This is a genomic window from Chitinophaga niastensis, from assembly GCF_003014755.1.
Lineage (GTDB): Bacteria > Bacteroidota > Bacteroidia > Chitinophagales > Chitinophagaceae > Chitinophaga > Chitinophaga niastensis.
The window spans coordinates 145,251-166,438 of record NZ_PYAW01000009.1; the positions used below are offsets into that span (position 1 = coordinate 145,251).

Here is a 21,188-nt window from a genome sequence, read left to right on the forward strand (position 1 = left end):
TATGTGGCCTGAAATGTTTTTCATCCGGGCCTCTCCTTAATAAACTATTCATACCATCCATGCAGCTGCCGCACCTGTACCATCGACGCCAGAATATCGTTCCATGTCTTCGGTTGCGTCATCACTTCATTAGGGAACATGCAACCATCCCAGCAAATGTGGCGGAATGCCTTAGTGAGCGCACCTTTATCATCACGCAGCCAGTAGCCCGCATCGGTGGCAATATCCAGCTTGCCGTTTGGATCAGTAGCTAAACAATGCCGCCCTGTTTTATCGTGTGAACCGGTACCATGCACGGTGCCATCATTTTGCGCAACGTGAAAATCTGTGGTCCATGGGCGCAGCGCTTGCGTTAATGTACGCAGTCCGGCAGCAAGTGCGTCCCTGTCATTCCAGTTGAAATCAGCCGGTAATATGCGGTCTGCTGGACTATTATAACCCAGGAGGTAGAGCAGAGTGTGTGCCATATCCGCCTGGAAGCCAATATTAGGCCGGTTTACGGCTTCTAATGTTTCGATCATAGCTTTCCAGCTATGCATGCCGCCCCAGCAAATTTCGCCCTCTGCTGCTAATTTTTCGCCATAGTCAGCGGCTACATCACCCGCTTCCCGGAATGTTTGTGCAATGAGTTTGGTATTGGTAGCAGGGTCCTTTGTCCAGCTTTCGGGTGTGCTGGCAGAATCAATGCGTATGACACCATTGGGACGAATACCCAGCTCACGCAATTGTTGAGCTATCTGGCACGACTTGCGTACCTGCGTTACAAATTGCGCCCGCTCTTCTTTGCTGCCCATGGCGGAACCACCACTGGGTGGCCAGATAGGTGCTACCAGGCTGCCTATCTCCAGGTTAAAGGAAGCTACTTTGTCTGCCAGCTTTTTGATGCCGTCTGCGGAACTGTCAACAGGAAAATGAGGATCAAAAAGACCGATGTCTATGCCGTCGAATTTAACGCCGTCTACTTCGGCAGCGGCAGTCATTTCCAATAGGGTATCAAATGCAATGACAGGCTCTGAATCAGCCCCTTTGCCTACAATGCCCGGCCAGGTGGCGTTGTGGAGCTTTGGATAATTATTTTCTTTCATAATGTAGCATTAATGCAGGAATATTTTACAACACGAGGTCGGGGTTACCCGGACCAAAATGTTTTAGCATTACAATAGGATCTGTAGTGGAGGCATTGACTATTTTCACACCTGTCAGCGCAGCGGCTTCGCTGATGAAGAACTCATCATGGGTGAGCTGTCCGTAACGGATAAGGGCGGGTGTTTCAATGTCCCATACGCCCATTTTACCATGTCCCTGCATCATGATGATACCATAGGCAGCACTGTCTTTGATCACCACAGTGGCACCAGGTTGGATGATAAGCTCTTTCGCACTGAAAGCATCTGATTTATAGCATACCCAATTCTCCGTATAGCCGTTAGCGTTTATCTCTGCCAGCGGCTTCACCGGTTTGGGATGCATGTAGCGGTTGGCGTAGAGATCAGGATCCTGATTAAGATCCCAGTCAATCACATCGAGGAGTTGTTCAAAATCACCGATGCTTTCTTTGGGGGTGCCATTCCACAGTAGTTCTTCCGGGATGATGGCCTCATTTACGAGCGACTGATACATCGCAAATACATCGGATGCTTTTTGTGGTTCATAAGTACACATACTACCCGGTGCGTGTAACAGTCCAGGCGGTACATCCCATCCGGTGCCGGGTTCCAGCTTAAACGCCTGCGAGTAACTGGTGATCTTATTATCTCCTTTTGTGAAGTTTACCAGGCATTCACGGATTTGTTCGCGGGTAGTACCAGGTGCAATACCCATGAAGGTATAGGGGAAATCGCCGCCATGATTATTCAGTTGTGGTGGAAAATAATAAGCTTCCGGTTTACCTGCCTGCCCAATGAGGGCGGCCTTTTCATCGTTATGATGAATATGATGGGGGAGTGGTCCCATGTTATCAAAGAATTTGGAATACATAGGCCATGCGCCGTGTTCATCCCACAATCTTTTGCCGATCAGTTTATCTTTTAATTCGCTGATGGCATCTTTTAATAAAATAGTTGCATCATCTACTATCACTTTGCTGAGCCCTTCATTTTCGCCGGTCAACGGGCCATTTTTTGCCGGTGTGGTAGAAGATAACCATCGTTCGTCAATGCCGCCACGTTGCCCGCCCAATATGTAATAATCGTCCGGATGTAATTTTATTCTCCGTCCTGGTACGCAAAACGACCTGGGCACCCAGGTGGGCGCCAAACGCAAAATTCCTTGTCCCTGCTCCAGTGCTTTTTCGGCTAAACTTAATTTTTCCATGGGCTTTAATTAAATATGGATTATGATAGATCAGTTAAAAAAGAGGCAATTTTATCGTCACTGTGTAAGAGGTCTATTTGCAATTCATACGACCTGCTTTCGCCGGGTTCCAAAAACAGGAGCGTGCCTTGCTCCCGTGCTTTAGACTGGCCAACAGGTGGATGGGTGCCGGGTTCCAGCCCGGTTACATATTCGCCTTTGCCCCAATGCTGCCAGTTGGTGAGCCAGGGCAATTGTTTTTTCTGAAAGCGTAAAGAGAGCGCGATGCCTAATGCCGGATTATGAATGCCACAAGTGCACCATCCATCGGCAGCTGCCCGGATGTCTATGATAGCGGCTTCTTCTCCTGTACCCGCGTGGCTGTCCATAGGTGCGGGGCACAAGTGGTAATTATTTTTATTTTGGAAGATGTGATTCGGATTTCCATCTCTGGGCTGCCAGGCGCCCTGCCAGCAGATGCTGGCGCCTTCGTTCACCAACGGCCACCCTAAATTAAAATGATAGAGCAGCATATGCGGAGCAATGGTATTGCCCCTGTTGATCACTTCGTCGCGAATACGAATGGTGGCTTGCCCCAGCGTGCCGGAGATGGTACGTTTTAATACCAGCTGCGGGCCCAATACCCTGGCCTGTTGCATAACACCGGTAATACTCATTTCCATATGGCCGGCTACAGGATCGGGTTGTATGATAGCAATAATTTCTGCCGGTGTGTTGCTGATAGGGCCGTGCAGCCCACGTTCCCCGAAGGCATCTGTTTCCGGACCACCCACGTGTATAAGGCCGCAGGTGGTCATCAGGCCACCACCAAAGGTTTGGAGCCAGTCCAAACCTTTATCTGATGAACGCAGCGGGGCGGTGATACCGCCATGACTCAGCCAGGCCAGGCTATGCTGATTGTAAAAAGCATCTGCAATATCCATGGCCCGGTCTATGACTACTTTATAGCGTAGGCCCGTTCCCGTATTTATCCAGGCAATGCGGGTGCCACGCCCGGCGCCATTATCCAGCACAGCAGTTTCTATGCCACCCAGCTGCGAATGATGTGATAGCTTATGGTGCCAATCCTGATTTTTAGAATTCATCCGCGCATCGTTTTTTATCTTCCTAAAAAATAATAAAATAAAATCAGATTAATTGTCTGAATGACAATATTATTTACTGCCCAACTGTCTGGAAGACATAAATACAGAATCCTGCTTATTACCACCAGATTTCAGGTAAGCCATGAGATCCCTTAATTCATCTTCATTTAAACGGTTGATCAGCCCTGGCAGCATTACAGAAACGGCAGATACCTTGGTGCCGGCTACATCTTTTTTCAGCAGTTCCCGCTGTGCCTGTGGGGCAAAAGGATTTTGAGAGATGATATATTTATCCTTATCCTGGCTCACCAAACGGCCTAAAACAGAGCTGCCATCTTTCAGCGAAAACACCGTAGCAGCATACTGATCAGAGATTGTTTTGCTCGGATCAATAATTGATTCCAGGATATCTTTTGTAGAAAAACGTGTACCCAATTGCGTTAGATCAGGACCCGCTACACCACCTTCGCCACGCATACCATGACAGGAGCTGCACAGCGATACGGCGAACATGGCCTTGCCCTGTTCAAAATTACGTTGGGTTAATCCGCTATCTACCACGGCTACTGCTTCTGCCAGTTTCCACTGTCTGCCTGGACCTTTAGGTTGCGGATATCCCTGCGCAAGGCTACCACTATTGTTTATCAGCGAATCGCCTGAGAGCTTGTTAAAATGTGCGAACTGGTTTTTAGGTGCATTTTTCAACGCATTTTTCCTGGCAATGTTGATGAAGCCAATAAAGCTATGCCCGCCTTTGAAAGTAAATGCATGATAAAACCATTGGAAGTAGGCTTCCTGTAATTCCGGTGTCCAGCCATTTTTAGCCTGACTCAATACAGTGGCGTACCACGTTTGCTGCAGTGGCGGCATTTTAGATAACATGCCGGCTATATCCAGTCCGTACTGCGGATTGCGGAGAATCAGATCGGCAGACTGCATCGCTGTTTTTTGGGCAGCGGTATCGTCTTTTGCTGTAGCCAGCAAGGCCATGGTTTTTTCTACTGCCTTTGGAGCATCCAGGTATACCAGTACCTTGCTCAGGGATCGGTTCAGGTCATTAGTGGTGGCAGGATACTGTGGATCAAGATAGGCTGCTATCTGGTCCCTCAGCGCAGCATCGGGTTTTCCCATGCGCACAAATACCAGCTCAAAAGCACGCAGCAGATCTATTTGCTGAGATGGAGATAACTGCGCATAATTGATGGTCATGAGTTGTGGCAGCAGGAATTTTTTTACATCTTCCTTTCCCTGGCGTGCCAGTGCAATGCTCGACTGGATCAGTGTTTCCGGATCTTTTTCCTGCAATACTTTATTTTGCCATTCACTTAAAGGCTGATTTTCTATCGCAATTCTTGCAGCAAAACGAATGAAACGATCACTGTTTTTCAGATAAGGCCACGCAAAATCTACTGCACCTGGCTTTGGTCCTCCATGATATGTTTCCAGCTGTCTGCGGATTTTGGAAGCTTCATTAGGCGCTGTGGCAGCGAGTTGCGTGGCATTCTCCTGGTTATCTTTATAATAAACACGATATAGATCTGATTCCAGTCTGCGGCCACCGGTGAGGAAATACAAAGCACCATCAGGACCAATCACACCGTCTGTTAAAGGCAACGGAGAACCGGATAAAAACTCTTCTGCATCTGCTTTATAAGAAGCGCCTTCCGGCTGTAAATGAATAGCATAGATGATTCCAAAGCTCCAGTCGAACGCAAATAATGATTTGCGGTATTTCTCCGGAAACCGTGCATTACCGCCATAGATCAGGTTAGTAGGAGAGCCCTGGCCTATATTTAATAACGGTGGTAAATTATCAGGATAGGCAGGCGACCATTTTTCGGTGCCGGGCCTCCAGCCATATTCACTGCCGCTGGTTACCTGGCAAATACGGGTAGGACGATACCAGGGGGTACCAAAATCCCATTCCATATCTGAATCATAAGTAAACATATCACCGGCATCATTAAAGGTGAGGTCAAAAGGATTGCGATAACCTGAGCTGATCAGCTCCCAGTTGGAACCGGTAGAATCTATGTGAGCAATCCATCCGCCGTGGGTATTTACCGTATTGTCGTGACCGTTAGGGTCCCTGATCAATGGCAGTATATTGTCGATGTTCCAGGAAGGGGGCACCTTATAGGAATTCATCTCCGGTATTTTGGTGAAATTTCCTGCAATCACATAAATGGATTTTTTGTCAGGCGACAGTACCACGCTGTGTGGCCCGTGTTCGCCTTCTCCATCCAATGCCTTTAGCAGGGTAACTTTATCAAACTGATCATCTCCGTCAGTATCCTGCAAACGATATAAGCCACTGCCTTTATTAAATTTATCATCACTGTTATGATTCACCATTACATAAAGACTGTTGAATGCATACAGCAATCCCTGTGCATAGCCCATGGATACGTGTTGTGTACTCGTATCATGGCCGATGATCAGCCGTTCAATTTTAAATTTAGAGGAATCTTCTCCAACAGCCGGAAGATGCAGCCGGTACAGGAAGCCATATTGGTCGGATACAATGAGGCGGCCTTTGTTGTCGAATGCCATGGAAACCCAGGAGCCCTGCTTGTTGTCGCCGGGGCTGTACAAATGTTCTGCTACAAAGTTGTCGGGCAACTTCAGCGCATCCGTTTTCGGGTTTTTAGGTTTATTCTTTTTTGACGTTGAGTCATTCCCGTTATGACAGGCTACTCCTGTAATAATAACGGCGGCATACAGCAATAGTAGCCTGAGTGATGATTTTCGTAACGTGGTCATAATATTTACTTAAAAAGTTTCCTGATCTGGTATAATGGGTATGGGTTGTTCGCTATGGTAATATAAGCAAACGTTTTCCTGTTTTTTTGACTATTTTTTACCACCCTATATTTTGTGCAAATCCATTTAAACGTACTTCTCTTTCAGGAATAGGAAACAATAGCTGAAACGGTTGAATATTATAAGAAGCAGCACTGAGGCGCGATAACCGTTTCTTTTCTTCTGTGCCATGTTGTGTCATTATGGATACTGCTTTACCGGTGCGTAGCAGCTGATACCAGCGCTGATCTTCAAAAGCCAGCTCCACTCTTTCTTCGTGAAAAACGGTATCTCTGAAAGCAGCCTGGTTTAAGGCCGGCAAAGGAGCCAGGCCGGCACGAACACGCACCGTATTAATATATTGATTAGGATCGCCGGTACCGGTTTCATTGATGGCTTCTGCCAGCATCAGCAATACCTGCGAGTAACGATACACCGGCCAGTTTTCATTAGCCCGTCCATCCAACGCATACGGAGGATGATAGAATTTTTTGATCAACGGCATTTTGCCACCAAAAGCAACAGATTCTGCAAACGCAGCATTGGTAGGACTATCATACATATAGATAGATGCATCCTTTCTTTTATCACCCGCCTCATAAGCATTCACAATACTGGGTGTAGGAATATTATTCCCGCCCAGGTTGCCATTGAAGCCGGTTAAATCTTTTTTGCCATTACGCGGACCAAATACAAAAATAAAATTGCTGCTTTCTGTTTCCAGCCCGGAATTAAATTGTACCGCAAAAACCGATTCTGCATTGTTCTTTTGGGCAGGATCAAAATTATCACCATAGACAGGTACCAGCGAATAGTTCAGGGTGGTTACCTGTTGCAGCGTAGCTACAGCTTTGGGAAAATCTTTCATCGTTAAATACACATCTCCCAACAGTGTTAATGCTGCTCCCCTGGTAGCTCTTCCTGTTTCGCTGCTGCTATGGGTTGCCGGTAAGCCGGCGGCGGCATCGGTAGCATCTGCAATGATCTGTGCATATACTTCTGCTACGGTTGCTCTTTTAGGTGTGGCAGCATCTTCCGGACCGGATACTTCTTTTACCAGCAACGGAACACCGCCAAATAGGCGCACCAGGTGGAAGTAGTATAATGCCCGCAGGAATTTAGCTTCACCGAGGTACTGTTTTTTGGTAGCATCACTGGCAAATTTCACCGCATCAATGCGACTGATGATCACATTGGATTGTTGTATGTTCCTGTATATCTGCGCCCAAGTAATATTTACATAGTTGTTACTGGAAGTAATCAGGAACTCGTCGATTTCTTCTCTTTGCTGTGCTCCACGGTCACTTTCATCATACTGATAGTTGGTATTGTCTGCTCTCATTTCAGAGAGGGCCCAGTAGTCGCTGGTGTAAAAATTCTGTAATACGCCATAGCAGCCATTTACAGCACGCAGTACCTGTGCTTCTGTAGTATAATAATTAGAACCGCTGGAGAACGAATTGGGTTTTACATCCAGCATATTATTACAACTATTCAGTGTGAGCGCCAACAGCGCAATAAAAGATATTTTCGTTTTCATGTTGCTATTCTTTTAGAAACTGAATTAAAAGGTGAGGTTGGTGCCCAGTGAAAAAATTCTGGGAACAGGGTAGTTGGAATAATCGATACCCGGTACCAGTGCACCGCTTCCTCCTTTACCGAGGTAGTTGGTTACTTCGGGGTTGCCGCTGTATTTGGTGAAAAGAATGACATTTTGTACACTCACATAAACGCGTGCACTCTGTACAAATCCTCTTCTTGGAATGCTATAACCAAGTGTGATATTTTTAACCCATGCATAATTATTTTTTTCTACAGTGAGCGAACTAACATCTCTGTACATTACCCTGCCACGGCCGGAACCATTGGTGGTAGGTACTTTCCCGTTGCCCGGATTAGATTCGGATCTCCATCTCCGGGCTACATCTTTTCTTACATTAAACACACCATCTATGTTGCCGTTGTAATCATTGGTAGCATGTAATCTGTCGGCTCCCATAGAACCAACCACCAATACACGCAGGTCAAAATTTTTGTAGTTCAGGATGTTGGTCATGCCCCAGTTGAAATCAGGATAGGGGTTACCGATAATAGCGAAATCCTGTACAGGTGTGATAACACCATCACCATTGATATCTTTAAAACGGATATTACCGGGAATAGCACCGGGAAAAGCAGGGCCCTTATCTACTTCACCCTGGTTCTGATAAATGCCGTCGAAAACATAACCGTATAGCATAGCCAGTGGCTTGCCTACCATGCTTATGTTGGTAGGATTACCTTCACTGCTGTTGCCGGAGTAAATTGGTGCATTATCTTTTCCAAGTGCCAGTACTTTATTTCTGTTGAAAGAAATGTTGAAGTTGGTGGTCCAGATAAGACGTTTGGTTTCAATATTGCGGGAGCTGATACCTATTTCAAGTCCCCTGTTTTCCATATCACCCCTGTTTTCTGTTACCGTACCAAATCCACTGGATTGTGGTATTTCCACGTTTAACAACAGGTCCTGTGTATTTCTTTTGTAGATATCTGCAGTAATATATACGCGATCTTTCCACAAACCTATATCGATACCTATATTCAGTTCTTTCATTTTTTCCCAGCCCAGTTTAGGATTGCCGAGTGAATTCATCACGCGGCCACCAGCCAGGGAACCACCTAATACATAATCGCTGGTACCGATACTGCTCATGTAGGAATAATTCCCGATGTTGAAATTACCGGAGAAACCATAGGATGCTCTTAACTTCAGATCACTGATGTTTGTCAGGGATTTCATGAAAGACTCCTGTGATACACGCCAGCCAAGGGCTACAGAAGGGAACGTTCCCCAGCGGTTGTTGGGTCCAAACCTGGAAGAACCATCGCTTCTCACAGTAGCTGTTACCAGGTATTTATCTTTATAAGCATAATTCACCCTGGCCAGATAAGATAATAATGCCCACTCTGTTTTATCTGTACCACCTGTAATAGTAGCTGCTGCGTTTAAGGTTTTAATATCATCATCGGGATAATTGGCGCCGTTAAAACCAGCGTACTGCTCTTTCTGCGACTGGATAGTATATCCCAGTAATCCGGTGAAAGCATGCCCGCTGGTAGTGGTATGTTGATAGGTCAGTGTATTTTCATTCAGCCAGTTTAAGTAGTTGCCATTGCCGTAACTGCCACTGGGAATGCTTGGTGGCGCTGCATTGGTATTTCCCAATGTAGATGGCCTGAAATATTCACTGCTGCCTTCCTGGTAGTCTGTGTTGAAAGTGGATTTAAACTTTAAATTTTTCAGTATTTCATACTCTCCGTAAACATTAAAAAGTATACGACTGCTTTTTGACCTGTTCACCGTTTCATTCAGCGACATTACCGGGTTAGGCAAACCAAAAGTACCGGGGCTTTGAATAAATGCATTGTAAGTGCCATCAGGATTGTACACCGGTTCAATAGGACTGGCGATACCAAAAACTTCGCCTCTTCCTTCACCGTTGGCACTGCCTTTCCGGGTAGTATAGGAGGGCGCCACATTAAAACCAACTTTAAATCTGTCTGATAAAGTGGCATCCACATTGGCTCTTACGCTAAACCGCTGATACCCGCTATTAATAATTACACCATCCTGGTTAAAGTATCCGGCAGAAATATAAGTCCTGATTTTTTCGTTGCCACCACTCATACTAAGATTGATATCTTCCATAGGTGCTACGCGTGTTACTGCATCAAACCAGTTGGTGCCTTTGCCAATCAGCTCAGGGTGGCGATAAATTGCAGGAATATCTGCATCCGTAGGTTCCCTGTGTTCGGTGAAGCGGATATTATCTTCAATGGCTTCTTTTCTGAACTGGGCAAATTCCTGCCCGTTCATCAGATTGGGTCTGCCTTTTTGCGGAATAACCTGTGTACCATAATTGGCAGATACCTGTATCAGTGGGATGCCGGCTGATCCTCTTTTAGTGGTAATCAGTACCACGCCGTTAGCGCCTCTGGAGCCATAGATAGCAGTAGCAGAGGCGTCTTTCAACACCGCCATGGATTCAATATCCTGTGGGTTAATAGCGTTCATCGGATCAGATATCTGTTCGGAAGAAGAAGCGAGCGGATAACCGTCTACTACATACAAAGGCTGACTGCCGGCACCTACGGCACCTATACCTCTCACCTGTACCTGTGGCCCGCCTCCGGGAATACCATTGGAAGTACTTACTTGGATACCTGCAATCTGCCCGGCGAGTGCCTGGTCAGGACCCGCTACAGGCATGTCTTTGATGCTCTTCATGGAAACAATGCCCACTGCACCGGTAACATCCTTTTTTTGTTGTGTACCATATCCCACTACTACCACCTGATTCAGCAATTTATTACTGGATTCCAGTGGCATATTAATTTTAGTACGGTTGCCTACATGTACCGTCTTTGTAACATATCCTACAAAACTAAATACCAGTGAGTCTGTAGCAGCAGCTGAAATAGTATACCTGCCGTTAGCGTCAGAGAAAGTACCCTGACCGGTACCTTTAATGCCGATGGTAACACTGGGCAGCGGCTGACCGCTACCGGCATCGGTGAGCTGTCCGGTAACAGCATTACCTTTTTGTGCATAGCTATAGGAGCAGATGAACAACAGCACGAAAAAGATTTCCCCGAAACGAACAAGACGGGAATATCCTTTATGATAAAGGATGGGAACTTTAATCATAACGAGTGGAATTAGATTTGGTGAAAGGGCATTTGGTTTTACAGCAATAAATTTAATTGAAGAATCATAGATTCCTGTCCTGTTGCGTCCTGTACTGTCCTGTACTGTCCTGTATTAGCGAGGTGGAAGGCCTTCGGCCTTTGTCTTTTCTTTAGCAGGATTAGGCTGATTTAGATGATTACCCTGATTTTGTTTTCTTCTGTAAAATATGGCATCTCTATACGGTAAGCTTTTAGAAAATTAGTATGGGTTAATGATTAGAAATAAATGAAATCAGAAAAATCATCTAAATCAGTCTAATCCTGCTAAAGAAAAGACAAAGGCCGAAGGCCTTCCCCACAAACACACCATTCATAATTTTTTTCAATTATTTTTATACCCCAAACTTATAAGTGCCTTATGAAAATTAGAAAAGTAATGATGCCATTAATGGCATTGTCTGTTATGTTGGTAACAACTACATATGCGCAGAACGTCAATGATTCCACCGCTCAGGCCACAGCGCGTCAAAAGCAACAGGACGCAGAAAGAATGAGCCAGGACTGGGCCTGTTTAAAATGTTTTCAGGATGCCAATGCTACGGTAGCAGCACCTAAGCCAGGTGAGCAACGCGTGGTATTCATGGGCAATTCTATTACCATCGGATGGGCGAACCTCGACCCGGAATATTTCACCGGTAAACCTTATATCAACAGAGGCATCAGCGGACAAACAACCCCACAAATGCTGATTCGTTTCCGCCCGGACGTTATTAATCTGAAACCTAAAGTGGTGGTGATTTTGGCAGGAACCAATGATATTGCTGGTAATACCGGCTATACTGCTATAGAAACTATTTTCGGCAATCTCGCATCTATGGCGGAATTGGCTAAAGCCAACGGCATTAAAGTAGTATTGTCTTCTGTACTCCCTGTTTTTGATTACCCCTGGCGCAAAGGCCTGCAACCAGTAGAAAAGATTGCAGATCTCAACCAGCGCATAAAAAGCTATGCTGCTAAAAAAGGCTTCATCTACCTGGATTATTATACTGCAATGGCAGATGAAAGAAAAGGATTAAAAGCAGCGCTGACTTACGATGGTGTACATCCTAATAAAGCAGGCTACCAGGTAATGGGGCCATTGGCCGAAAAGGCTATTGCTGCAGCTTTAAAAAGTAAATAAAATCTTATATGCGCAAACATCTCCATTGGCTGCTGTTAACCGGAATAGCCATTCTGACTGCTGCCATATCTCATTTTTTTTCTGCGGTGCTGTCAAATCCGGATATTTTATCTTAATTTCATTATTCACCAAAGAAAAGGAGGTATTCATGCTATCTACAGAATATTCATGGACACCATCGGTTAATTTAGTTTAGCCGGGTTCTCCATCAAAGAAATCTGTTAACGCTTTGGCGTTAAAGGCATCCTGGCTTGGCCGGGATGCCTTTCTCATTAAATCTGTATCAAAATAAAAATTAAAAAAATTATGGCTTACATAATGGTGGACATGGAAAGTGACGGACCTATACCCGGAGATTATTCTATGATTTCATTTGGCGCTGTACTGGTAGATGAACAGCTGGATCAGTCTTTTTACGGACAACTCAAACCTATATCCGATAAATACATTCCGGAAGCACTCGCCGTATCCACACATACCCGTGAAGAAACACTGACCTTTGAAGATCCGGTGGCGGTAATGACTGATTTTAAGAACTGGATAACTTCCGTTTGCAAGGACAGGCCCATTTTTATCAGTGATAATAACGGTTTCGACTGGATGTTTATCTGCTGGTATTTCCATCACTTCCTTGGCGCTAATCCGTTCGGACATAGCTCACAAAACCTTGGCAGCTTATATAAAGGACTGGAAAAAGATACATTTACAACGTTTAAGCACCTACGAAAAACCGAACACACCCATCATCCGGTAGATGATGCTAAAGGCAATGCCGAAGCATTGCTAACGATGAAAAAGGAGCGGGGATTGAAAATTAAGTTTTAGAGAAGATCATCTCACATCTTTAAACTTTTCACTGGGTTCACCAATCCTGCTTTTACAGACTGATTTTGAACACCCTATTTCAATTTATGCTTCCGCAAAGAATACTTATAAAAATCTTCTACTTTGGTCCGCGCCCATGGCGTCTTCCGTAAAAATTTTAAACTGCTTTGTATAGAAGGATTGCTTGTGAAGCAGTTAATTCTGATCTGTTGTCCCAACTCTTCCCAGCCATAACTCTCTACCAGGTGGGTAACTATTTTCTCCAGTGTGAGTCCGTGCAGTGGGTCGTTGGATGGTCCTTGTGTTTGCATGCTTTACCGTTTAATCGCCACAAAGATAAAGAGAAACAACAAAGAAAAACTATAAAGAGGCCCGCATGGTCACATAAAAAGGCACTTCTATCTGAGCCCTGGAGTTATCCAGGATCAGCTGCGCGGCCATTTCTCCCATGGCTTTAAAGTCGGTAGAGATGGTGGTGATGCCGCTTAAAATGAATTTTTTCAGCGGTGTTTCATTGTAGGAGATCACCCCTACGTCTTTCCCGATTTGTAAATTCAGGGAGATGATTTTCTCGATCAGCTCTACCAGGTCGCTTTCCCGCAGGTTGATGTACACATCACCCGGCTGAATATCTTCATCTGCAATCTCATTTACTATTTTGCTGGTAAAGGCATAATTCTGACAAAACTGAATGAATCCTTCATAGATCTCTTCCGGATAATAAGTGTTTTCCGGATAAATGATTTTGATGGTATGATACTGTTGCAGCTTATCTTTTGCCTGTTCCAGTGCACCGTAAATATCCTGCTGAAAATTTTCATATACAGCGCCATATTCACCGGTAACACCTTTGAGCTTTTTATCCAGCAAAATAAGTTTCTCTTTTGGAATGGTATTAATCACTTCGTCCACATGTTCCCAGCGTTCCCGGAAATGCGGCAGGATCACCACGTGTGTGTACTCATTGATTTTTTGTGAGAGCAGTTTCTTAAAGAGACTGAAATCACTGTTATAGATGTAGAAGTCGATGTTGGCCTGTTCGCCTAATTTATCGGCGAAGGAATCATAAATTAATTTTTTATGTTCACTGAGTTTGTTGAATAAGAGCAGTATCTTATACTGTTGATCCAGGTTGGTATGCTGCACATAATAGCCTTTGCCGGGTACAGAACCCAGGATGCCCAGCCCCTTCAGGTATTTATAGGCTTTTTCAGCAGTATCACGGGAAATCTCAAAAGCATAGCTTACTTCATTGATAGAAGGTAAAATGTCATCCTGCTGCAGCTTCCGGTCTACAATGGCCTTGATAATAGAATTGGCCAGCTGATAGTATTTAGGTGTAGCAGAGAAATCATCAATAAACAAATACTTAAAGATCGGATGTTGTTTCATGGTTCAGTCGGCATTTATCACGTGGAAATAGTACGCTGGTATTGGTATTACTGTTTTCGTAAACAATGATAGTGATTTAATTGTAAAGTTGATACATGATGATGGAAGCATGACAGTGCATGACAGTTTAAAAATGAACATGCTTTATTTTTATGAAAGTTTTGTTTTCCACGTTACAAATTCAGTCGTAATTATGCAGGCTTTATTGGGAGTTTTATTCCACTTTATTGGTGGATTCGCATCCGGAAGTTTTTATATCCCCTATAAAAAAGTAAAGGGATGGAGTTGGGAAAGTTATTGGATCGCCGGCGGCCTGTTTTCCTGGTTGGTTGTTCCCTTCATTGCTGCGTGGTGGACTGTTCCGGGCTTTATGGAAATTATCCGCAGCACAAACAACAGTATCTTATTCCGGACATATTTCCTGGGCGTTTTATGGGGCATTGGTGGTTTAACCTTTGGGTTATCTATGCGCTACCTGGGCATGTCGCTGGGTATGGCGGTGGCACTGGGTTTCTGCGCTGCTTTCGGCGCTTTAATACCACCTGTTTACAGAGGGCTCTTCACAAACGATCCTAACACACTGGAAGCCATGTTCCACACCAATAAGGGACTGTTTGTTTTATTGGGCGTAGTAGTATGCCTGGTGGGTATTGCCATCAGCGGCAGGGCGGGTATGCTTAAGGAACGGGAGCTTTCGGCAGAACAGCAAACGGCCGGTATCAAAGAATTTAATCTTCGTAAAGGGCTGCTGGTAGCCATTGTATCAGGTATATTAAGTGCCTGTATGAGTTTTGCTATCACGGCAGGAGGTACCATGGGCAAAGCAGCAGTAGCTAATCATGTAAATCCGCTGTTTAAAAACAATGTTATTTTTGTAGTGATCATGTTGGGTGGCCTTACCACTAATTTTATCTGGTGCATGATCCTGAACACACGGAACAAATCTTTTACTGATTATACAAACAGGAAAACGCCCCTGGCAAAAAACTATTTATTTGCTGCATTGGCCGGCACTACCTGGTTCCTGCAATTCTTTTTTTATGGCATGGGTGAAAGTAAGTTAGGCAATGATGCCAGCTCCTGGATCCTGCATATGGCTTTTATTATTCTCGTTTCCAGTATGTGGGGCTTTGTTTTGAAAGAATGGAAGGGTGTCAGCAAAAAAATTGTTGGCGCTATTTCCCTCGGCATCATCACTATCATTCTCTCTGTAATCCTGGTGGGGTATGGCAATTCATTAAACAATTAATGTCCCGGTCCCCATCGTATTTAAAAACGTTAAAACTATATTGTATGTCTATAGATGGAACCACTACACGATTCAGGCATGTCAGCTATTTATGGGATGACGCAACCGCCGCTACCATGGCGGGTGATGAAGTAGCCTTACTGATCTATCGTTCCAATTTACTCGGTGCTGATCTCCGGCTCACGAATTATGGCGGTGGCAACACATCATGCAAAGTTATCGCTAAAGACCCGCTCACCGGCGCTCCCACAGAAGTGATGTGGGTAAAGGGCTCCGGCGGCGACCTCGGCACATTAAAAAGAAGTGGCCTGGCGGCGTTATATGTAGATCGCCTTCACAGCCTGCAACATATTTACAGGGGCATTGCGCACGAAGATGAAATGGTGGAATTATTTAACCACTGCATTTACGATCTGAACTCAAAAGTGCCTTCTATTGATACCCCTCTGCATGGCTTTTTGCCATTCAAACATATTGATCACCTGCACCCCGATGCTGCCATTGCTATTGCGGCGGCAAAAGACGGCAAAAAAATCACGCAGGAACTATTCAGTGGCACAATAGGGTGGGTGCCCTGGCAAAAGCCCGGATTCGACCTCGGATTGCAATTAAAACAATGCCTGGCGGAGAACCCCGGTATACGCGGGATCATGCTGGGCTCGCACGGACTGTTCACCTGGGGCGATACCGCCTATGAAAGCTATACCAACACCCTGGAAGTAATAGAACGTTGTGCGGAATACCTGCAGGAAAACACCGGCCGGCATAAACTGGTTTTCGGCGGAACAAAAATAGCGTCACTGGAAAAAGAGGCCCGGCTGGCACAGGCTGTGGCACTGGCGCCGGTATTGCGGGGTTACTGTTCTTCTTTCAGGAAGATGATCGGTCATTTTACAGATGACCAGCGCGTATTGGAATTTATTAACTCCAACGACCTGGACAGACTGGCACCATTAGGGACCAGTTGCCCCGACCACTTTTTGCGCACTAAAATTAGTCCGCTGGTGCTGAACTTACCTGCTACAGCAGATCTCAGTGATGTAGCTGCGATAAAAGCCTGTCTTTCACCGTTGTTCGGGGATTACAGGATGATGTATGCGGATTACTATAATACCTGCAAACATCCGAACAGCCCGGCTATGCGGGATCCTAACCCGGTGGTGATATTATATCCCGGTGTAGGGATGTTTACTTTTGCAAAAGATAAACAAACGGCCAGGGTAGCAGCAGAGTTCTACATCAATGCTATCAACGTAATGAAAGGTGCCGAAGCTATCTCTGAATATATGGCGCTGCCGCGTCAGGAAGCATTTAATATCGAATACTGGCTGCTGGAAGAAGCGAAGCTGCAACGTATGCCTAAGCCTAAAGCGCTGACTGGCAGCATAGCGCTGGTAACAGGTAGCGCAGGCGGTATCGGCAAAGCCATCGCTAAAAAATTTGCAGATGAAGGAGCGGTGGTAGTCATCAATGATAATGATGTACAACGCCTCGCAGTGGCTACAGAAGAATTTACAAAACTATATGGAAAAGATGTTTTTGCCGCGGATATACTTGATGTAACAAATGTGGAATCTATCCATAAAACCTGTAACACAGCTGTACTGGCCTTTGGCGGGATAGATATTCTTGTCAACTGCGCAGGCCTCTCCATTTCAAAACCATTGGAAGAACACACAGAAAAAGATTGGGATCTGCTGTACGATGTATTGGTAAAAGGACAGTTCCTGGTTACACAGGCTGGTGTAGAGATCATGCGCAAGCAGGGAAAAGGCGGAGATGTATTGAATATTGTGAGTAAGAATGCATTGGTGTCTGGTCCTGATAACGCCGCCTATGGCTCTGCTAAAGCGGCACAGTTGCACCTCAGCCGCCTCAATGCTGCCGAGCTGGGAAAAGATCGTATACGCGTGAACGTAGTCAACCCGGACGCAGTAATTTCCGACAGCAAAATATGGGCAGGTGCCTGGGCGGAAGGAAGGGCGAAAGCCTACAGTATAAAAGTGGAAGAGCTGCCGGCTTTTTATGCTAAACGTACTTTACTCAACGAAATTATTGTACCCGAAGATATTGCCAATGCCTGCTTCGTTTTTGTTGGCGGCTTACTCAGCAAGGCTACCGGAAATGTACTGAATGTAGATGGTGGCGTAACGATGGCTTTTGTCAGATAAAAAATACCGTTAAAAGAATTATTTTATCTGCTGTAATATTATCTTTTATGAATATTGAGAAATCAAGGATAGCAATACATAATGACGTATTACTGGCCACTCATCAGCGTTCCTTCGATTACATCGCAGGTGAAGTGGAAAATGCCGGCGATATTGTCAATAAATTAGCCGCCTTCCAGGTAGCTATTCCAAGCTGGGCGCTGGGTACCGGTGGTACACGCTTTGGTCGTTTTCCCGGTGGCGGTGAGCCGCGTTGTCTCGAAGAAAAAATTACCGACATCGGATTACTGCACCAGCTCAATCAATCCAGTGGTGCCATCTCTTTACATATTCCCTGGGATATTCCATCAGATCCGTCGCATATTAAAGCCCTGGCTGCACAGTATGGACTGCGCTTTGATGCCATGAATTCCAATACTTTTCAGGATCAACCCGGACAAGTATTCAGCTACAAATTTGGTTCCCTGCAACATGTCAATAAAGACATCCGTAAGCAGGCAATAGCACACAATATAGAAGTCATACGCCATGGTATCGCACTGGGCTCAGATGCACTCACCGTGTGGTTGGCAGATGGGTCCTGCTTTCCGGGGCAGCTAAATTTCCGGCAGGCATTTCAGCATACACTGGAAAGCTTGCAGGAAATTTACGCCGCCTTACCGGACGATTGGAAAATATTTGTAGAATACAAAGCAGCGGAACCTAATTTTTATTCCACCACAGTAGGCGATTGGGGGCAGTCATTATTATATACCAGTAAGCTTGGCCCCAAAGCCTTTACACTCGTGGATCTGGGGCATCATCTACCCAATGCCAACATTGAACAGATTGTTTCCCTGCTGCTGATGGAAGGAAAATTAGGAGGCTTCCATTTCAATGATTCCAAATATGGTGATGATGACCTTACCGTCGGTAGTATCAAACCCTATCAGCTGTTCCTTATCTTTAATGAGCTGGTGGAAGGTATGGATGCCAAAGGCATGAACCACGCCACCGGCCTGGGTTGGATGATTGATGCTTCACATAATGTAAAGGATCCGCTGGAAGATCTGCTGCAATCCATAGAAGCAATCATGATTACCTATGCGCAGGCTTTGCTGGTAGATAGGAAAAAATTAGCCGAAGCGCAACAAAACAATGATGTGGTAACCGCTCAGGAAGTACTGCAACATGCCTTTCGTACAGATGTGCGTGCATTGGTGGCAGCAGCGCGCCTGCAGGCTGGTGGCGCCTTACAGCCGCTGGCATTGTATCGTACAGAAAAGGTAAGAGAACAGCTGATACATGAAAGAGGTATGAAAACAGTGGCTACGGGTTTGTAGCGTAATAATTCCCTTTATGAGCGAAATTCCCGTTATAGCAATTTTCGATGTTGGTAAAACCAACAAAAAACTGTTCCTCTTTGATGAACAGTACCGTATTATATTTGAAAGAACAGCTCGTTTTACGGAAACAACAGATGAAGACGGGGCGCCCTGTGAAAACCTGGAAAGCCTCCGTCTGTCTGTGTTTGATTCATTAAGAGAAGTATTCAGCAGGAAAGACCTGGCAGTAAAAGCAATTAATTTTTCTACCTACGGCGCCAGCCTGGTATATATAGATGAAGCAGGACGTTCCTTAACACCACTGTACAATTACCTGAAAGAATATCCTGCTCCATTGAGTGAGCAGTTTTATAAAAAATACGGCGGGGCGGAAAAGTTTTCCGTGCAAACAGCTTCGCCGGTATTGGGTAGCCTGAACTCCGGGATGCAGTTGTATCGCATAAAGCATGAGCAGCCTGCTATTTTCAGTCAGATGAAATATGCATTGCATTTGCCGCAATATATGAGCTATTTGTTGTCTGGTGTGGGTTGTTCTGATATCACCAGCATCGGGTGTCATACTAACTTATGGGACTTTTCTAAAAATCAATATCATATGTGGGTAACAAAAGAAGGGGTGCTGGATAAACTGGCGCCTCTTTTTTCTTCCGGAGAAGTGCTGCCGGCCACCTTTCCCGGAAATAATTATGCGGTGGGTATCGGTTTACACGACAGCTCCGCAGCACTTATTCCATACCTCGTAAATTTTCACGAACCTTTTGTACTGCTCTCCACCGGTACCTGGTGTATCAGCTTTAATCCTTTTAATGATACGCCCCTCACCCATGAAGAGCTGGCGGAAGACTGCCTGTGTTATATGACCTTTCAGGGCAAGCCGGTAAAGGCTTCCCGCTTATTTGCCGGTTATGAGCATGAGCAACAGGTGAAACGGATTGCGGCACATTTTAATCAACATACCGGACGTTATCGTTCCATTGATTTTGATGCAACCATCGTTACTCGTTTAAAAGAACGGAATAAACAGGATACACCTGCTATGCCGCCGGATAAAAAACTATTGCAGGCATCAGTATTCTCACAAAGGGATCTGCATACTTTTTCATCTGACACAGAAGCTTATCATCAGCTGATGATGGATATTGCTATTCAGCAGTATAAGGCCACCAGACTGGTTTTAAAAGGTGTAAGCGTAAAACGTATATTCGTTGACGGTGGTTTCAGTAAAAATGCCATCTACATGAATTTACTGGCTGCACTTTTTCCGGAGATAGAAATTTTTGCTGCTTCTATGGCACAGGCAACAGCAGTAGGTGCAGCACTGGCAATACATTCATCGTGGAATAGCAAAGTGTTGCCTAACGACATTATCGAATTAAAATATTATGCTGTTATGAAGTAATGGGCATAATAACACAATTAACGATGCCCTTCTAATGACAAACATCACACATGAATGGCATAGTGTTGATTAAGGAGATTTATTTGTTTACTCCTCCACTATAAACTCGCTCAAATCCACATCCAGGATATCATAATCTTTTTTATTCCGGATAATTTCCGGGCGGAGAAATAGCTTGAAATCCTTTATTACAAAGGGGCTATCAGGGTCTGGTTCATCAGGGGGAGCATCGCTTATTTTCAAAGCCTGCTTAATTTCCTGCAGGGCCAGTTCTAATCTGCCGGCATTTAGTTTGGCTAGTGGTAATTGCCACTGAAACTGATGACTATCGTCTATAGATATTGGTACCCACACACTTTTGGCGGTAGATATATTCAGATCTCTGTCAAAAAAAAGCACATCTTCCAGTGTTATTAAATCCTGTTGCCATCCGGGTTCGTCATCTGGTAGTAATACTTTTCCATAGCCGCCAATGCTGAAAATGCTCAGGACCTGTTTATCGGCCAACACTTTTTTCAGCCCGGCCATGAATGTATCCAGGGAATCATTCTCTATTTCAATGACATCATCTAACCGGATGTAGGTGGGTATCAGTAATTCGTGTTGGATAGTAATGGCCAATACATGCCGTATATCTTCAAATACTGCATCTGGTATAGGTGCACCTTTTTGAAGTGCTTGTATTGTTGGATATCCTGCAGGTATATCTTCATAAAAATACCAGGTGTTATGAAAGCCACTGTCAGGAAAATCAACCTTTTTCATAATGCGGTTAGGTT

The 21,188-nt window shown here is 45.0% G+C and carries 15 protein-coding genes; 6 read left to right on the plus strand and 9 right to left on the minus strand.

Annotated features, from left to right (window positions below; all coding sequences use genetic code 11):
• Positions 1 to 44: 44 nt before the first annotated feature.
• The 6 genes from CLV51_RS26880 to CLV51_RS26905 form a co-directional block, all read right to left on the minus strand.
• On the minus strand, positions 45 to 1,085 hold the full coding sequence (locus tag CLV51_RS26880) for a sugar phosphate isomerase/epimerase family protein (protein ID WP_106531207.1): 1,041 nt from the start codon (positions 1,083 to 1,085) through the stop codon (positions 45 to 47).
• A gap of 25 nt (positions 1,086 to 1,110) precedes the next feature.
• Positions 1,111 to 2,313, minus strand: coding sequence for a cupin domain-containing protein (locus CLV51_RS26885; RefSeq protein WP_106531208.1), 1,203 nt, complete (start codon positions 2,311 to 2,313; stop codon positions 1,111 to 1,113).
• Positions 2,314 to 2,333: 20 nt separating this feature from the next.
• A complete protein-coding gene (locus CLV51_RS26890) occupies positions 2,334 to 3,398 on the minus strand; it encodes an aldose 1-epimerase family protein (protein WP_106531209.1) in 1,065 nt (354 codons plus the stop codon).
• A 69-nt stretch (positions 3,399 to 3,467) separates the two neighbouring features.
• Positions 3,468 to 6,161, minus strand: coding sequence for a c-type cytochrome (locus tag CLV51_RS26895; protein WP_106531210.1), 2,694 nt, complete (start codon positions 6,159 to 6,161; stop codon positions 3,468 to 3,470).
• 97 nt (positions 6,162 to 6,258) lie between these two features.
• On the minus strand, positions 6,259 to 7,740 hold the full coding sequence (locus tag CLV51_RS26900; protein ID WP_106531211.1) for a RagB/SusD family nutrient uptake outer membrane protein: 1,482 nt from the start codon (positions 7,738 to 7,740) through the stop codon (positions 6,259 to 6,261).
• A gap of 24 nt (positions 7,741 to 7,764) precedes the next feature.
• Positions 7,765 to 10,887 (minus strand): SusC/RagA family TonB-linked outer membrane protein, encoded by a 3,123-nt coding sequence (locus CLV51_RS26905; protein ID WP_106531212.1) that lies wholly within the window; start codon positions 10,885 to 10,887, stop codon positions 7,765 to 7,767.
• 399 nt (positions 10,888 to 11,286) lie between these two features.
• Here CLV51_RS26905 and CLV51_RS26910 point away from each other — a divergent pair, with 399 nt between their 5' ends.
• Both CLV51_RS26910 and CLV51_RS26915 read left to right on the plus strand, forming a co-directional pair.
• Positions 11,287 to 12,048 carry an SGNH/GDSL hydrolase family protein gene (locus tag CLV51_RS26910; protein WP_211302133.1) on the plus strand — a complete coding sequence of 254 codons (762 nt, stop codon included), beginning with the start codon at positions 11,287 to 11,289 and terminating at the stop codon, positions 12,046 to 12,048.
• A 306-nt stretch (positions 12,049 to 12,354) separates the two neighbouring features.
• Positions 12,355 to 12,873, plus strand: coding sequence for a 3'-5' exonuclease family protein (locus CLV51_RS26915; protein ID WP_106531213.1), 519 nt, complete (start codon positions 12,355 to 12,357; stop codon positions 12,871 to 12,873).
• Positions 12,874 to 12,947: 74 nt separating this feature from the next.
• On the opposite strand, the gene CLV51_RS26920 is transcribed toward CLV51_RS26915, so the two are convergent.
• Positions 12,948 to 13,184 (minus strand): VF530 family protein, encoded by a 237-nt coding sequence (locus CLV51_RS26920; RefSeq protein ID WP_106531214.1) that lies wholly within the window; start codon positions 13,182 to 13,184, stop codon positions 12,948 to 12,950.
• A gap of 49 nt (positions 13,185 to 13,233) precedes the next feature.
• Positions 13,234 to 14,265 (minus strand): GntR family transcriptional regulator, encoded by a 1,032-nt coding sequence (locus CLV51_RS26925; protein WP_106531215.1) that lies wholly within the window; start codon positions 14,263 to 14,265, stop codon positions 13,234 to 13,236.
• Positions 14,266 to 14,458: 193 nt separating this feature from the next.
• Between CLV51_RS26925 and rhaT the strand changes: the two genes are divergently transcribed.
• The 4 genes from rhaT to CLV51_RS26945 are packed head-to-tail and all read left to right on the plus strand — an operon-like array spanning position 14,459 to position 20,409.
• A complete protein-coding gene (rhaT, locus tag CLV51_RS26930) occupies positions 14,459 to 15,514 on the plus strand; it encodes an L-rhamnose/proton symporter RhaT (protein ID WP_106531216.1) in 1,056 nt (351 codons plus the stop codon).
• 44 nt (positions 15,515 to 15,558) lie between these two features.
• The gene (locus CLV51_RS26935) at positions 15,559 to 17,685 is read left to right on the plus strand and encodes a bifunctional aldolase/short-chain dehydrogenase (protein ID WP_106531217.1); all 2,127 of its coding nucleotides are present in this window, start codon (positions 15,559 to 15,561) and stop codon (positions 17,683 to 17,685) included.
• A gap of 47 nt (positions 17,686 to 17,732) precedes the next feature.
• Positions 17,733 to 19,007: a sugar isomerase gene (locus CLV51_RS26940; protein WP_106531218.1), complete on the plus strand. Its 1,275-nt coding sequence runs from the start codon at positions 17,733 to 17,735 to the stop codon at positions 19,005 to 19,007.
• Positions 19,008 to 19,023: 16 nt separating this feature from the next.
• Positions 19,024 to 20,409 carry an FGGY-family carbohydrate kinase gene (locus CLV51_RS26945; protein WP_106531219.1) on the plus strand — a complete coding sequence of 462 codons (1,386 nt, stop codon included), beginning with the start codon at positions 19,024 to 19,026 and terminating at the stop codon, positions 20,407 to 20,409.
• A gap of 87 nt (positions 20,410 to 20,496) precedes the next feature.
• Here the strand turns inward: CLV51_RS26945 and CLV51_RS26950 are convergent, their stop codons facing one another.
• A complete protein-coding gene (locus tag CLV51_RS26950) occupies positions 20,497 to 21,174 on the minus strand; it encodes a hypothetical protein (RefSeq protein WP_106531220.1) in 678 nt (225 codons plus the stop codon).
• Between the last annotated feature and the right edge of the window lie 14 nt (positions 21,175 to 21,188).

Excerpts from the sequence above, each read along its gene's own strand:
- CLV51_RS26885 (WP_106531208.1), bottom strand. The coding sequence starts at position 2,313 with ATGGAAAAATTAAGTTTAGCCGAAAAAGCACTGGAGCAGGGACAAGGA.
- CLV51_RS26945 (WP_106531219.1), top strand. The coding sequence starts at position 19,024 with ATGAGCGAAATTCCCGTTATAGCAATTTTCGATGTTGGTAAAACCAAC.
- CLV51_RS26890 (WP_106531209.1), bottom strand. The coding sequence starts at position 3,398 with ATGAATTCTAAAAATCAGGATTGGCACCATAAGCTATCACATCATTCG.
- CLV51_RS26950 (WP_106531220.1), bottom strand. The coding sequence starts at position 21,174 with ATGAAAAAGGTTGATTTTCCTGACAGTGGCTTTCATAACACCTGGTAT.
- CLV51_RS26925 (WP_106531215.1), bottom strand. The coding sequence starts at position 14,265 with ATGAAACAACATCCGATCTTTAAGTATTTGTTTATTGATGATTTCTCT.
- CLV51_RS26940 (WP_106531218.1), top strand. The coding sequence starts at position 17,733 with ATGAATATTGAGAAATCAAGGATAGCAATACATAATGACGTATTACTG.
- CLV51_RS26910 (WP_211302133.1), top strand. The coding sequence starts at position 11,287 with ATGAAAATTAGAAAAGTAATGATGCCATTAATGGCATTGTCTGTTATG.
- CLV51_RS26915 (WP_106531213.1), top strand. The coding sequence starts at position 12,355 with ATGGCTTACATAATGGTGGACATGGAAAGTGACGGACCTATACCCGGA.
- CLV51_RS26920 (WP_106531214.1), bottom strand. The coding sequence starts at position 13,184 with ATGCAAACACAAGGACCATCCAACGACCCACTGCACGGACTCACACTG.
- CLV51_RS26900 (WP_106531211.1), bottom strand. The coding sequence starts at position 7,740 with ATGAAAACGAAAATATCTTTTATTGCGCTGTTGGCGCTCACACTGAAT.
- CLV51_RS26935 (WP_106531217.1), top strand. The coding sequence starts at position 15,559 with ATGTCTATAGATGGAACCACTACACGATTCAGGCATGTCAGCTATTTA.
- rhaT (WP_106531216.1), top strand. The coding sequence starts at position 14,459 with ATGCAGGCTTTATTGGGAGTTTTATTCCACTTTATTGGTGGATTCGCA.
- CLV51_RS26905 (WP_106531212.1), bottom strand. The coding sequence starts at position 10,887 with ATGATTAAAGTTCCCATCCTTTATCATAAAGGATATTCCCGTCTTGTT.
- CLV51_RS26880 (WP_106531207.1), bottom strand. The coding sequence starts at position 1,085 with ATGAAAGAAAATAATTATCCAAAGCTCCACAACGCCACCTGGCCGGGC.
- CLV51_RS26895 (WP_106531210.1), bottom strand. The coding sequence starts at position 6,161 with ATGACCACGTTACGAAAATCATCACTCAGGCTACTATTGCTGTATGCC.